General features: G+C 38.1%; 14 protein-coding genes. All 14 read right to left on the reverse strand.

What is annotated here, in order from left to right; translation table 11 throughout:
• The 14 genes from NSS79_RS27685 to NSS79_RS27750 all read right to left on the reverse strand — a co-directional run bounded on the left by NSS79_RS27685 (position 1) and on the right by NSS79_RS27750 (position 14932).
• The gene (locus NSS79_RS27685) at positions 1–1176 is read right to left on the reverse strand and encodes a glycosyltransferase family 1 protein (protein ID WP_342436965.1); all 1176 of its coding nucleotides are present in this window, start codon (positions 1174–1176) and stop codon (positions 1–3) included.
• A 14-nt stretch (positions 1177–1190) separates the two neighbouring features.
• Positions 1191–2090, reverse strand: coding sequence for a glycosyltransferase family 2 protein (locus NSS79_RS27690; protein WP_342436966.1), 900 nt, complete (start codon positions 2088–2090; stop codon positions 1191–1193).
• A 31-nt stretch (positions 2091–2121) separates the two neighbouring features.
• Positions 2122–3243, reverse strand: coding sequence for a glycosyltransferase family 4 protein (locus NSS79_RS27695; RefSeq protein ID WP_342436967.1), 1122 nt, complete (start codon positions 3241–3243; stop codon positions 2122–2124).
• A gap of 100 nt (positions 3244–3343) precedes the next feature.
• Positions 3344–4498, reverse strand: coding sequence for a glycosyltransferase family 4 protein (locus NSS79_RS27700; RefSeq protein WP_342436968.1), 1155 nt, complete (start codon positions 4496–4498; stop codon positions 3344–3346).
• On the reverse strand, positions 4498–5379 hold the full coding sequence (locus NSS79_RS27705) for an NAD-dependent epimerase/dehydratase family protein (protein ID WP_342436969.1): 882 nt from the start codon (positions 5377–5379) through the stop codon (positions 4498–4500). The genes NSS79_RS27700 and NSS79_RS27705 overlap by 1 nt, the downstream gene beginning before the upstream one ends.
• Positions 5380–6006 (reverse strand): sugar transferase, encoded by a 627-nt coding sequence (locus NSS79_RS27710; protein WP_342436970.1) that lies wholly within the window; start codon positions 6004–6006, stop codon positions 5380–5382. It abuts the gene before it with no gap.
• A gap of 93 nt (positions 6007–6099) precedes the next feature.
• Positions 6100–7110 carry a stalk domain-containing protein gene (locus NSS79_RS27715; RefSeq protein ID WP_342436971.1) on the reverse strand — a complete coding sequence of 337 codons (1011 nt, stop codon included), beginning with the start codon at positions 7108–7110 and terminating at the stop codon, positions 6100–6102.
• Positions 7107–7868 (reverse strand): hypothetical protein, encoded by a 762-nt coding sequence (locus NSS79_RS27720; RefSeq protein WP_342436972.1) that lies wholly within the window; start codon positions 7866–7868, stop codon positions 7107–7109. The genes NSS79_RS27715 and NSS79_RS27720 overlap by 4 nt, the downstream gene beginning before the upstream one ends.
• A gap of 24 nt (positions 7869–7892) precedes the next feature.
• A complete protein-coding gene (locus NSS79_RS27725) occupies positions 7893–9725 on the reverse strand; it encodes a nucleoside-diphosphate sugar epimerase/dehydratase (protein WP_342436973.1) in 1833 nt (610 codons plus the stop codon).
• Positions 9726–9765: 40 nt separating this feature from the next.
• Complete coding sequence (locus NSS79_RS27730) at positions 9766–10455, reverse strand: CpsD/CapB family tyrosine-protein kinase (RefSeq protein ID WP_342436974.1); 690 nt, start codon at positions 10453–10455, stop codon at positions 9766–9768.
• Complete coding sequence (locus tag NSS79_RS27735; protein WP_342436975.1) at positions 10436–11212, reverse strand: Wzz/FepE/Etk N-terminal domain-containing protein; 777 nt, start codon at positions 11210–11212, stop codon at positions 10436–10438. The genes NSS79_RS27730 and NSS79_RS27735 overlap by 20 nt, the downstream gene beginning before the upstream one ends.
• Positions 11213–11311: 99 nt before the next feature.
• Positions 11312–13318 carry an S-layer homology domain-containing protein gene (locus NSS79_RS27740; protein WP_342436976.1) on the reverse strand — a complete coding sequence of 669 codons (2007 nt, stop codon included), beginning with the start codon at positions 13316–13318 and terminating at the stop codon, positions 11312–11314.
• Positions 13319–13458: 140 nt separating this feature from the next.
• Positions 13459–14241 (reverse strand): CpsB/CapC family capsule biosynthesis tyrosine phosphatase, encoded by a 783-nt coding sequence (locus tag NSS79_RS27745; RefSeq protein ID WP_342436977.1) that lies wholly within the window; start codon positions 14239–14241, stop codon positions 13459–13461.
• Positions 14242–14344: 103 nt separating this feature from the next.
• Positions 14345–14932, reverse strand: a complete 588-nt coding sequence (locus tag NSS79_RS27750) for a non-ribosomal peptide synthetase module (protein WP_342436978.1) — start codon at positions 14930–14932, stop codon at positions 14345–14347.
• Positions 14933–14962: the final 30 nt, after the last annotated feature.

The following is a 14962-nucleotide window of genomic DNA, read 5'->3' on the forward strand; positions in this document are numbered from 1 at the left end:
CTATTTGTTTAGATTTTGTTTATACAATGAATATATGACTTTTATATTATTATCAACATCATAACCACTTTCTTGAAAAGCCTTTTTTATAATATCATCTTTTATTCTTTCACCATTTTTATTGATAGATGCAATCTTTTGCGCCCAATATTTACTTCCTTTGTCTAAATCGATAAATCCCACTAAATCCAGACCCAAATCCACTTCTTTTGTAATTGCTGATGAAGCTATACATTTAACTCCAGCTGCCTGTGCCTCAATTAGGGATAATGGTAACCCTTCATAAATTGAAGGCATTATCAAAGCATCAAACAGGCTCAATATATAATTGACATCATTTCTTGATCCAAGAAACGTCACACACTCATTTAATCCATAATTATCCACCATTTTTTCAAGTTCTAACCGCAACTCTCCTTCTCCTACAAAAACCATTTGAAACTTTGCATTCATTTTTTTTAATTCTGAAGCTATTAAAATACTAAATCGATGGTTTTTAACTTCTTTCAGATTCCCAACTTGGCCAATAACCAATGTTTCGCTATTATCAATTTTTAGTTCTTTTCTCAAATCATTCATTTTTTCAAAAGAAGTATTATGAAAAGAATTCAAATCAACTGCATTAGGTAAAATTACCCCTTTTGAAATAAATGTACCCCCAAAAAGAAATTCCCCAGCATCTTTACCACAAGCTACATAGGAGTTAGCGTTATGTTTTATTAAAATCCTCATGAAAAATTGATATATTTTCCTAAATATAGTGTCATGAAGTGTATCTTTTGTACTGTGTGCATGGGCAATTCTTAATTTAACCCCAGACAATCTAGCAACGAGAGAAATCCAACCTATATTAAATAAAGTATGAATATGTACAGCTTCATATGGACCATTTTTCTTAATAACTCTTTTGAAATCTTTGATAAAGACCCACGGTTTCATTAAATTCAAACATTTAACATTTAATATTTTTCCACCCAGTTGAATAATTTCACTATCAAAATCACATTCTTTATCTGAGAACGCTAAAAAATCAAATTGCATGTATTCTTTATCTATTCCGCGATAAATATTCATTATCATCGCTTCAGCACCACCGCGATTCATTCCACCTGTTACGTGTAATACTCTTTTCACATCTCCATTTAAGTCCATATCTTTATCCATTTCTTCACCCATTCTTTGTTCAGCTCTTATCCTTGCATATTCTTCCTCTTCGTATTTTTTATGTAAATATATAACATAAACCCAAAGGGAATGGCAAGAATAGTTACAGCTTTTGCAGGTGTCTCCTTCATAAATAACTTGTTTGATGAGATTAAACTACTAGAAACATAATGGATAGCATTTCTGAATTTTATTTTAAAACCACATGGATATTTAAGCACCTCTTTTCTAAAATATGCAAATCCTTTGGGGTTTTTCCTGTATTGCTCAAAAATATTCATAGTTCCACCATCTGGCAGATATTCTACATAGCATAATACCTCATTCATTACCAGCATTTGATAATCCACATCAATTTGGTAATAGTTACAATCTAAAGGCACATACTTTTCACCTTCAAAAATTGGAATTGGTTTGTTTTTAAGTAATGCACTACGAAATACTAACTTGTAATCACAGTTTAGACGTAATTTTTGTCTTATTTCAAAGGTTGTCGTCATATTAGTATTAAGTTTCACACTCAACAATTCACCACTTGGAAGAGCATCCCAACCAATGATTCCACTAATATTATTCGAACCTTTTTCTTCCCATAACTTTTTAATTTTTTCGATTGCATTATCTGCTAAATAGTCATCAGAATCACAACAAACGCATAATTCTGTTTCGACTAATGAATACGCCGTATTATGGGCACCATGCATACCTTGATTCTCTTGCCATTTATATATTATTGTAAAATGCTTTTCTCGATTCCAATTTTCCACCAATTCTCTTGTGTTGTCCGTTGAACCATCATCTATGATTAACCAAATAAATTCTTTGTTTGTTTGTCGTTTGAGACTTTCATAACATAAATTCAAAATATATCCTCTATTATACGTGGGAGTAAAAACAGTAATCAATGGTCTTTCAACCGCCTCCATTATAATGCCTCCATCCTAATAATTAACAATATTAAAGGTCTTCATACAATTTCTTTAGTCTCAGATCCATGATATTCCAAGAATATTTTTGCTGATACAAGGACTGAGAGCGTTCTTTCAAACTAATCCATTCATTTTCCTTTTGAATAATTTCATAGAGAGCAATTTCGAATGAACCAATATTATATTCCACGCTTCTACCTAATTCATAAAGGTCAACCAACTCGTCTATTCCTGTTTCTTTCGCAACAATTATAGGCTTACCAAGCATCATAGCTTCATATAATTTATTGGGTGAGGAGTATTTATGGTTCGGTATTTGCGGATTGTATACAGCAATTAAAATATCGCAATTATCTTCAAGCTTCAATGTATCGCTATAGCGTAACTTTCCATAGAAAAAAATATTGCTATATTTTTCCGAATATTCCTTTATTTCTCTTTCCAAAAAACCAAAACCACCAATATGAAGTTCAACAATATCGCTTCCTGCAATACTTCTCACTATTTCCATCAATAGTCTATCTTCACTTAATATACCAACATAAACTATCCGTTTTTTACTATTTTCCTTAAACATAGGATTACTCTCAAAATCCGTTTCTGGTGAGTTATGGATAACAGCTACTTTTTTAGGGTTACTCTTACTAATTTGCCTTTGTCTACTCTCATTAGTAATAATCACTGCATCTGCAGAATTAATAATTTTAATATCTATTTTTTCTATAAGTGTTTTTAAACTTTTTGGAACTTGAAATGCATCGACGTAGTAGTCAAAAATATCGTATACTAGTTTTTTCTTAAAGAACTTGGAACAAAGACATGCAGGAATAGAAGTATCAAAATCACATGCATGTATCGCATCATATTCTCTATTATGTTTAACTAGCCACAGAAGAATATATATTTGGAAAATCAACAGAGCCCATAAAGTCTTTATTCCTTCACCAAACCCAGCCTTTATTAAAAACCATCTAATTGGGACTACGCCTTTACTTAATGTTATCTCACCATTTTTTCTACTTTGACTGTCATTTTGCCTATCCCACGAAAGGATTTTAACTTGGTGACCGTAAGCAATAAGACTATTCACTTCCTTTTCAACCCTTGGGTCGGGCATAACAGAATTTGAACGTATCAAAATAATCCTCACTACATTTACCCACCTTATTATATTCACCTTTTTTAAAAGATCACATCATTCTAAACCTCGTATATTATGTTTAAATCACATTTTCAAAACTAAAAATTCACTAGATGTACCTCATATAAATCTTTTCAATCTGTTTTCTAACAACTTCGTTTGAATACTCCTTTATAAGATTTTGACTTTGCATACCAAATTCTCTTCTCAAATCCATAGAGGAATACAATCTTTCAATCGCTCCAGCGAAAGCATTCGGATCATTAATACCAACAACGTATCCATTTAGATTATTTACAACTAAATCTTTATTCCCCCTACAATCAGTAACTATAAGAGGTAGAGCAGTCGCCATTGCTTCCATCACATTTACAGGTAGACCTTCTTGTCTGGAAGAAGAAACCGCTACATCAGAAGATAACATTAGATTATTTATGTCTTCCCTATACCCCAAAAAAAGAACTTTATCATGAAGGTTTAACCTTTCAACCATACTTTCATATTTTTCCCTTTCAGTGCCTTTCCCTGCTAAAAGCAACCTTATATTCGGTACCTTATTCTCTAAAAGATGAATAGTTTGAATAAGTAAGTCTTGATGCTTTCTAGAACTTAGTTCTCCGGCATATATTAAAATAAAATCCTCTTCCCTAAATCCATATTTTTCACGATACTCCATTTTAGATTCAATTGTTTGTGGCTTGAATCTGCCCAAATCAATGCCTATACCATTCACAAACTCGGATGTTTTAGCACTGAAATAAGTATTAGAAATTTTATAATCCTCTTTGTTTATTGTAATTAAGCAATCAGTGTATCTAGATAACCATTTTTCTATGGGATAATAAGCAATCCAACTTAATTTTGAAGAACCTTTAAAAAAATGAAAACCATGTGCTGTATATATTACTTTTGTTTTATCACGTTTCTTTCTAGCTGCCAAACGAACCAAAACTCCTCCTATTGGTGAATGGCAATGAACAACATCAAATCGTTCTCGTTCAATCAGGCTTTTAACTTCTTTGTACGCTCTAATATTATCCTTGCTCAAAACACTCCTATTAATTAAAATATGATGTACCTTTATCCCTAATGAATCAAGTTTTTCTCTAAATGAATTAACCCTCTCATTAGACGTTGTACTCCCAGAATGAAAATTAGCTGCTACATGAATTTCACAGCCCATTTCTTGTAATACCTTTATATTCAACATATTAAACTGGTCTATCATGGAAGCCACAGATACAAGAATTAGGGCTTTCTTCATTATTCCCCCCTCCTAATTGATTGTTCAATTGAATTCCTAAAATCTACGATGTTATAATTCCAATTAGGATAACAAGATAAACTTTTTTCATAAACTTTATTCCCAAAAACTTTATTAATGAAATTATTTTTCCTCGATATTACCAATAATATTGGATTCAATATTTTAAAATAGAATATTCTTTTATTCTTTATAGAAGCCATGATTTTAATTATCTCTGTTGTACAAACATAGTCTTTATTCTGAGGATGAAACACGCCTGTTACTTTTTCATCAACAATCAATTTTAAAAATTGACAAAGATTATTTATAAAAATCATACTTCTTTGATTCTTTATATCGGGAAAAATAAATGTTTTATCCGTCAATTTATTCAACTTAGGAAAGTTCCCCTTACAATTCGGCCCATAAACCATGGGTGTTCTAACCGATACAACATTAAATTTTTCATTCCCCAACCTTTGGATGGCCAAATCTGCTTCAAGCTTACTTTTTCCATAAAAATCACTTGGAGTAGGTATAGTTGAATTAGTAATAATGTTCTCCTTACCAATTGTTCCATCAGTACCATAAACAATCATACTACTTAAAAAAATAAATTGACCAACATTCTCTTTTTTTGCCTTATTAGCAACTTCTATTGCTAGATCTCGATTAATTTTATAATATTGCTGTTCCAAATTAGGATCAGCCGATACATGTGCTATACCAGCTACATGAACTACAATATTGTAAAAAGAAAAATCATGTTTTTTCCACTCGTCATCTCTCACAGATAATTCAAAAGTTTCATATAAGCTTGGCCATTTCTGCAACCATTTGATAAAATTAGTACCTATGTAACTCCCTTTACCTGTAATCAATATTTTTTTCTTTTCCATTTATAAAATAGCTCCTTTAGTGCTTGTTGCCTTATCCTCACTTGCTCCTTCTTTTACTCCATCCGACTTAAGAACACTCAATACTGTTATGAAAAATACTTTGATATCAAAATATAAAGATAGCTTTTTTGTGTATTCTCCATCAAGTTTTGCTTTATCAACAATCGACAATTCATCTCGACCATTAATCTGTGCCCACCCAGTCAATCCAGGTTTAATATTATTGGCAGAATATTTGTCACGTTCAATAATTAAATCATATTGATTCCATAAAGCAGGACGAGGTCCAATAATACTCATCTCACCTTTTAATATATTTATGATCTGAGGCAGTTCATCCAAACTTGTTTTCCTTAGAAATTTACCTACCTTGGTAATAAAAAAATCAGGATCTTGTAATAAGTGCGTTGGCATATCATTAGGAGTATCAGTTCGCATCGTTCTAAATTTCAATATGTAAAACTCTGATTTATCCTTTCCTAGACGCTTCTGTTTAAATAAAATCGGGCCTTTTGAATTAATTTTGATAACAATAGAAATGATCAAGAAAAAAGGCCATAACAGGAATAATCCAATTAGAGCCAGCATAAAATCAATTACTTGTTTTACCATAAAGTATGGCTTCATAGTTTCACCTAATCCTTCAAGACTATTTAAAAATGCATGATCTTTTACTTATTAATGATTTAATGAAAATCATGCATTTTTATAATCTATTATTTAACCTGCCATTCCCTCAGCCAAAGTTTTCCCTGCCTCTAGTTCTGCTTCGAATGTAGCTCTATATTGATTAATAATATCAGTACTATAATTATTTGCTTTTAATTTTTGTTCAGCATCTGCCACTATACTATTGAAACTAGCTGTGAATGCTGACAATTGTTGCAGACCTTTAGCCTTAATGCTAGACTTACTAGCTTCATCTTTTGCATCCAAATATTCAAATGCAATACTCATCAATGTTGATTGGCTCTGAGCCTTCAATGCATTAAGTTTAGCTTCAGTCGCACTTGTAATCTCTCCATAGGAAACTTTACCAGCGGCACTTCCATTTCCCGTTTGCGAAGGAGCAGTAGTAGCAGAAGGACTTGGTGTTGAGGAAGGCGCTTTCCCCACATTCTTACTATCTACTTGTTCTTGATAAGTTTTAGAGTTAGCTGTAATTTTTTTCGTCGTTTGGTCCCATGTGATTACATTTCCAACTGATTCTGAGAGAAATCTAAGCGGTACATACAAAGTACCATTTAAACTATAACTGGATAGACCAGCAGGAAGTGCCTTTGCAGCACCATTGAATACAAAACTTATTTTCACATTATTCAACTTTACAGTTTTTGATATGGTAACATCCGTATTAATATTTACAGAATTCATTAGATATTCTTTAATTATCACTAGTTCCGAACTACTCGGTTCAGCCACAGTTACTTTTAGATTTTTAGCGTCCCAGGTTACTGTCTTTTGAAGTGCATACGACATGAATCGTACCGGTACATAAATTGTATTGTTATATGTGAATACTACTTGGCCTTTAGGTGGCGATAAATTCACGCTATCGAATACCATCTGCACATTTTGCGTCTGAGCTTTAACAGTATTGGATTTTGTAGAAGCCGTAGTTAAGGGTGCAGCTGAAACTGATAGTGGGGCTGATGCAGTTAGCGGTGCTGTTCCGATTGACAACAAGAGCACTAAAGCCGCTGTAGAAATCTTCATTTTTTTCATCATCATTCACTTCCCTTTTCCAATGCTTCTAATTGCTGTTCTTCTGCCACTACTTCGTCATGAGAAAGGCCACGGCTAACCCCATACTTTTTAGCAATTTGGGAAAGATCATCATATTGTTCAGCAGATACTTTGCCTAATATAATTTGCCGCGCTTCTCGCTTCTCGTCTAAAGTTAAACCACCGCTAGCTAGCTCTTGTAGTCGCTTGATATCAGCCACACTCAATTGACCAAGTACAATTGAAGCCACATCGGCCTTTTCCTTGACCGTAACATTTTCTTGAATTTGTTTTGTTTTATCAGCAGAAACCTGTGCTGAATATCCATTTTCGCTTTTGTCATCATTCTCAGAAGTAGGGGCGCTTGTTGGTTTGCTAGCCTTTTTTTGAGTAGTCTCACTTGCTGGATTAACTTTCAAAGAATCCGTTTTATCTCCATTAGTCTGAGAGGTACTTTGTACTGTTTCTGGCTGCTCACTGGCTATTGCTATTGTCGGTTTAGGTACGTTTGCGGCAATTTCGGTAGGGTCAGGTGTGGCTTTACTATTACTAGAAGAAGGTGTGGCTTGTGGTGTAGCTATTGGTTCAACATCCGTCACTATATCACTATTAATGCTATCTTCTGTATCAAGCTCTAAGCTTTCAGCCATTGAAGTCATAAGTTTATCTACCGCATAATTCGCAGCAAATAACCCTCCTATCACTAATACTAAAACCACAGACAGAGACCATGCCAGTATTTTCTTCCATCTCTTGTTGAACATAGCAATCCCCTCCGATCATTATAGTCAGCTAATAGCGGCTTGAGCAACAGGCTGCATAGGAACAATCTGATTGATAACTTCCCGAATCGCACTCGGTTCCTCAGCCAACACCCGCTCCAGACGCTTAAATTCAAGCTCCAACTGATTTTGACTAATTACATTAGGTCTGCCAATAAATATCCGATCATGCTGTGTTGAGCCTAGATTTTCTTCATCAGTTAGTAATTCTTCGTATAATTTCTCCCCTTCTCGAATTCCCGAGAAAGTAATGTCAATATCCTTGTAAGGTTCATAGCCGGATAATGTAATCAGATCTTCAGCCAAAGTCAAAATTTTCACTGGTTCCCCCATATCCAATACAAATACTTCGCCGCCTTTGGCAAAAGAACCGGATTGAATGACTAATTGCACAGCTTCCGGTATGGTCATAAAATATCTAACCATCTCGGGATGAGTTACTGTTACCGGACCACCAGTAGCGATCTGCTGCTTAAAAGCAGGAATTACACTACCACGACTGCCCAATACATTACCAAAACGTACAGCTGAGAATTTAGTCTGACTTGTAGTGTTTAAACTCTGCACGTACATCTCGGCAATACGTTTGGTCGCCCCCATCACACTGGTAGGATTAACCGCCTTGTCTGAAGAGATCATTACAAAACGTTCTGCACCGAATCGGTCAGCTCCATCTGCTACATTGCGGGTACCAAACACATTATTTTTGATGGCCTCCGAAGGATTCCGCTCCATTAGTGGAACGTGCTTATGCGCTGCCGCATGAAAGACAACATTCGGCCTGAACGTGCGAAATACATCCATCATTCGATTGCGATCCTGCACATCGGCGATTACCGTAACGATTTCGAGTTCAGGAAACTTTTTACGCAATTCAATTTCAATAGTATAGATACTATTTTCACCATGTCCAAGCAGCAACAGCTTGTCCGGATTAAAGGGGGCAACTTGACGACAAAGTTCAGATCCAATGGATCCTCCTGCCCCTGTCACCATAACTGTCTTATTGTGAACATACCCCAGGATACCATTCAGGTCAGCCACAATAGGCTCCCGCCCTAATAAATCCTCTACACTTACATCCCGAAGTTTCTTAACGGATATTTTCCCAGAAATAAGGTCGTTCAAAGCAGGAATAATCTTCAACTTAGCCCCAGTTGTCTTCCCCAGATTAATAATTTCAGAGATTTCCGTTCTCGATACTGATGGCATAGCAATAATAATCTCATGGATGTCCTTTTCCTTAACTAGTCGAGGCAGATCATATCTATTACCCAAGACCGGCAAGCCTAAGATGGACATGTGATATTTGTTCCGGCTATCATCTATGAATCCAATTAATTTCGTTTGAGCAAACGAAGGGCCCATCATCTCTTTGGCAATCAGCATTCCACAATCCCCGGCACCCACAATCAGTGCATGCGTCTGAGTGTCTTTATCTTGGGAGCGGCCATAACGGAAGACTCTCCATATGAAACGAACTCCACCTACCAATACGAGAATCGTCTCCATCGCCCGGACTTCAACGCCAAAAGGAACACGTTCTGGCAAAAGCAATAGCGCAACACCATAAGAGATTATTGCGCCTATTATAACGGCTTTAAAAATAGATACGATCTCTCCAATACTGGCATATTGCCACATCCGCCGATACAGACCGAAGTAGATTAAACTCCCACCAATGGCAATTGACGAGATCAAACCGAACTGCAACATCTGAATAACATATTCATGTGGGATTCCGTCATAAAACCGAAACATATAAGACGTCACAATACTAAGCCAAATAATAACCAGATCAATTAGGAATAATAAGAACACTCTGGATTTCGCTGTCATTTTTAGTGCCTCCAAAAATAACAAATTTCTCTACAGTACATTAATTTCCATAGTAGTAGTAATAATAGCCTTCGCTGGCTTTACGTTTGACATTATTGAGGACCACACCCAGCATTTTAGCACCTACACGATCCAGATTCCCTTTAGCTTTGGCAGCAATATCCCGTTTAACCTTCCCATAACTCACTACCATAATGACTCCGTCACTCTTGGAAGCAACAATCTGCGCATCTGTAACAGCTAGTAATGGCGGTGTATCAATCAGGATTACATCAAAGTTCTGTCGTAATTCCTGAATTACTGTGCTCATCCGATTCGAGGCCAGCATTTCAGCAGGATTCGGAGGAATGGGACCAGAAGTCATCAAGTAGAGATTATTCACTCCAGACTCCTGAACCACTTCTTTGAGTACAGCCTGTTGAGATAACAGCGAGGATAACCCGAAACGATTACTTAAAGAAAACGTCTTGTGGGCTGTTGGTTTGCGTAAATCCCCGTCAATCAACAATACTTTTTTATCCGCTTGAGCATAAGCTGCCGCTAGATTGGCAGAAACAGTAGACTTCCCTTCTTCCGGGCCCGAGGAGGTAACCATAATTACTTGAATCTGTTCATCCACGGAAGAAAAATCAATATTGGTACGAAGCGCACGAAAAGCTTCAGAAATAGGTGAACGAGGGTTCGTCACGGTGATCAGATGGCGTTGTTGGTTATTTGGTTGCTGTGACATGTTCGAGTTCCCCCGCCTTTCTGGACAATAACTGGGCTTGTGTTTCGGTTCCTTTGCCTTCTTCTTGCCCCACTCTTGTGATCATAGCAATTGTTGGCAGACCAAGGTATTTTTCAATATCATCTTCTGTCTTCAGCGTGTCATCCAAATATTCCAGCAGGAAAGCAATCCCGAGTCCAATCATAAGGGCAAAGATGAAAGCAATAGCAATGTTCATAATTACATTGGGTTCAACCGGCCCTGGCGCAACAGGCGGATCGGTCTTGGCTTCATTTAGAATAGAAACATTCTGTACATTAAACAGCGAAGGGATTTCTTGCTTGAACACAAGTGAAATGGCATTCACAATCTCTGCAGCTCTCTGGTATGAATTATCTCGAACGACAAGTGTCATCACCTGCGTATTATTTACGGAACTCACGTTTACTTTATTTAACAACTCCTCCGCAGTGATATTGAATTGCGGATAGTCCTTAGCTACGACATCTAGAATCGCCGGTGTCTTAATAATTTCCTTGTACGTATTAATCAGCTGTATATTCGTGTTGATCTGGTTAAGATCAAGCTGACCTACCGTAGATTGTGTAGGCGTCTGATTCACAATGATCTTTGTGGAAGCTTCATATACGGGATTCTTGATAAACAAACTATATATTCCGGCAAGTATACTAACCACTATAACAATACTAACAATCATCCAAAGTCTCTTCCTCACAATTTGAAAATAATCGCGAAGATCCAATTCTTGTGCTGACAAGTGAATTTCCCTCCAAGCTGTTTCTGTAATATTTCAATCCACGCTAAAAAAGTGCCCCCTCTCACGTAGACGAGAGGAGGCTCTCCACTTGCTTATTGCTTACTTGAAGTTAATAGTACGATAGATAATTACTGCAGCTTCTGCACGGCTAGCTGTGTTCGTAGGGTTGAACTTACCAGCATTACCGATCACCAAGTTGTTGCTGGCAGCGAAGGCTACTCCATCTTTCAGCGTAGCGTTGATCTTAGCAGCATCAGTGAATTTATTCAGAGCCGAAGCATCTGTTTTTGCATCTGGGTGAGTCAATTTCAATGCACGGGAGATCAGTGTCGCCATCTCAGCGCGTGTAATAGTCGCAGTTGGATCGAATGTAGTTGAAGTGCGGCCTTGGATAATACCCTTCTCTGCAGCAACAGCTACATAAGGAGCGTACCAAGCAGTAGAACTCACATCGCTGAAGTTTTCAGTTGCTGTGCTGTTTTCCAAGTTCAAAGCACGAACCAGCATCTTAGCGAATTCCGCACGGGTAACATTGTTCTTAGGAGCAAATTTACCATTTCCGATACCTTCAATCGCACCCTTAGCAGCTACGACTTGAATTTGTCTTCCAGCCCAAGATTGAACTTTCGCAATATCACTAAAGCTAACCTTGTTCTCGAGAACAGCATAGGATGAGAACGTATCACGCGGCTCAATAATATGTTCGCCGTCCAGCACGCCACCTTGGAATTGCAGATCACTGTATACAACTTTTGCTACGGACAGCAGTTCTTTATCAAGACCTGTAGTGTCCTTAAGCGGCAGTTTAATAGTCAGCGGTTGTTTAAATGTTGTTGTGGCCACGCCACCAACTGTCAAACCGAAGTCGTATACTTTAGAAGCCAATTTCAACTTGGAAATCGAAGTTACCGTAGCATCTTCACCTGTTGTAGTAGTCAAAGTAACAGCATCGCTGAATTGTGCTACCGGAATCGTTACAGTCAAGCCGTTAAAAGTAATAGCAATGTTTGCGATACCTTTAGTTTTAGCTGCTTCAATAATGACTTTGGACAATGGAACTTTTACAGTCTTGGCATTTACTGTTCCGAGGTTCAAAGTGAGGGTAAGACCAGTTTTTCCAGGGTTTGCAGCCAGAAGGGCATCAAATGCTTTGAGTACATCGGCGTCAACCAGATTCAATGTAGCCACATCGCCTACTATGCTCACAAGCTTGGATACATCATAGATGCCCGGTGTAGCAGTAGGATTAGTGACTACTGTACCACCAGTACCGCCACCAGTACCGCCACCGTTATTACCGCCATTGTTACCGCCAGCTTGGAGGTATGCGTTGTAATATGCTCTTGCAAGCACCAATGCCGCAGCTTTTTCTTTTGTAACGGATGCTTGCAGGTTATTTTTCACTGCCGCGAGTTCTACTCTGGTTACTCCGAACTTATTGAGCCCGTTAAGCACACCATTAACAGTAGAGGAACCTACTGCAACTTTAAGAGTAGCTTCTTTGGCTTGTTTGAAAAGAGCACTGTTCTCGTCTTGCAACGCTGCAAGAATCACAGCTTCACTTTGTCCCTTAAAGAGAGGGATCAGTGTTTGTTCAACACCGTTTGTACCAAAGATGGAAGTGTACACTTCATCAACAGTTAGGTTAGGCAGACCAATTTCTCCAGCAATCTTCTTCACCAAATCTTTGTAAGCTTGGTAGTTCTCAGACTTCTGAATGTCAGTTACTGCTGAATAATCAGGAGTATATGCAGATGTAACGATCTCCACATAAAGTTTGTGTAACAGAGATTTGTCATCCTTTGTCAGGAAAGTCAACTTATCCGTCACCGGAGCAAAATCCGCTTCCAATTGCGCTTGAGTCAAGCCCTGAAGCTCTCCACGGAAATCACGCAGGATTTGTTTGTCCGCTTCTGCCAAAGTTGCGTACAACACATTTGCACGATCTTTCAAAGCTGTAAAAATTACATCATTGCTAGATGCCGCAGATGCAACACCACTCAAATGTTTAGCCAAACCTTGGCTGCTGAAAGGGAAGCCTGCTACTGATGCTGCTGCCATACTTACTGCTAGTGTTGATACTGCTAATTTTTTCTTCAAAGTCACTTTTCATCCACCTCTTTGTATGTAGTGTTGAATCTGTTACTGCTGTTGCTGTTAGAATAGGTCATACTAAGCCAACTCTATTCAAATAAAATGTAACAATAACCCAGTATTACCCATTCTACCACTATTCGAGAGATTGGTCACGCTTTACGAGAAAATATTCCGAAAATTTTTTGACTTTTTTTGCGGGAACCCGTATAAAGCACTCGAACCAGCTCCTCGTTGGCGATAATTCTCTGTGAATTGTGGCGAAAACAGTCGGAAACGGCAGCCCCCAGTTCTTTCTCCACAACCTTGTAAGCTTCACTGAGACCGAAGGGCCGATGACGGCTGTCATGCGCATCGGAAGCGATCACATGAACAGCGTTTCTTCGACACAGGTCGAGTGATAGCTTCTGCAGTTTGCTTCCAAAGACTCCGGCAATACTCTGCGCTGTGACTTGCCCTAGTGCTCCCAGCTCTATTAATCTTTCTAATTTGGCGGGATCATCAGCAATTTCAGCGTTACGCTCCGGATGGGCAATGACTGGGACAAAACCTTGAATCATAAGCTCATGGCAAGTTTCCTCCATGCTGCGTGGTACCCGAGAAGAAGGCATTTCTAGCAATATATACTTTGATCCCGCAAGCGTCAGCAACTGGCCTTGTTCCAAATCAATTAGGAGATCCCCGTATATGCGGATCTCCTGACCAGGCAGTACTAGCAGGTTAATACCAGCTTGTTGGAGTCTCTCATTCAGAAGCTGAACGGCTTGGCCAATATTTGGAGCGGGATTCATATATACTCCATTGGCATGATGAGGTGTAGCTATTGCCGTAGCAATACCATCCTTCTGGGCGTCCTGTGCCATGGCGAGAGCCGCTTCCCAGTCTGCAGCTCCATCATCCATAAAAGGTAAAATGTGGTTATGAATATCTATCATATACTTTTTATCGATCCTTTTCTAGCTTTATTTTATAGATTTTTCACAAAAACACAACCATTTCACTGGGGAATAATCGCTAGAATTAATGTGTAATTTATTCCTACAATTCCAATTCTATCAAACGTTGGTTTATCGCTGCAAGTTTACCGTCAATTTCACCTATCATTTCATCGCTCTGGACGGTAAGTCTGCAATCTAATAAACTATCAATTTCGAGGCGCAGCGCTGCAATCTCCCGTTCTATAGCGTCAGACTTAAAGAGAGTCATCATCTCCGATAAGGACTGTTTATGCTGATAAATCAGCTTGCTGCCATTAGCAGTAAGCTCTGAAATCCGGCGGACCGATCCACTCTCATAGTAATACTCCATTGTGAATCCTTGATAAATCCTATTCACTGAACCAGACCCTTTATAAGTGACAAAAAGCTTGCGGACTGCATTATTCAGATGAGGGTTCACCACCCGGCAGGAAAACGTGCAGATATATAGATGCCCCCGGCGTTCCACATTGAGGCGAATCGCTTCTCCCCCGTTTTCCTCCAGTACAATCTCCTGTTCTCCACCTCCGAGGACCTTAACACGGTGGCTAATATAGCAGGTATCGGCTGTGAGCAGAAACTGGTTCATCTGAAATTCTGTCATTTGCAAAGTTGTATTCACATATTCCGTCGCCAATCGCTGAGCCATAACCATCCCTCTATTCTTTATAGCAATCAT

This window comes from Paenibacillus sp. FSL L8-0436, from assembly GCF_038593025.1.
Classification (GTDB): Bacteria; Bacillota; Bacilli; order Paenibacillales; family Paenibacillaceae; genus Paenibacillus_AQ.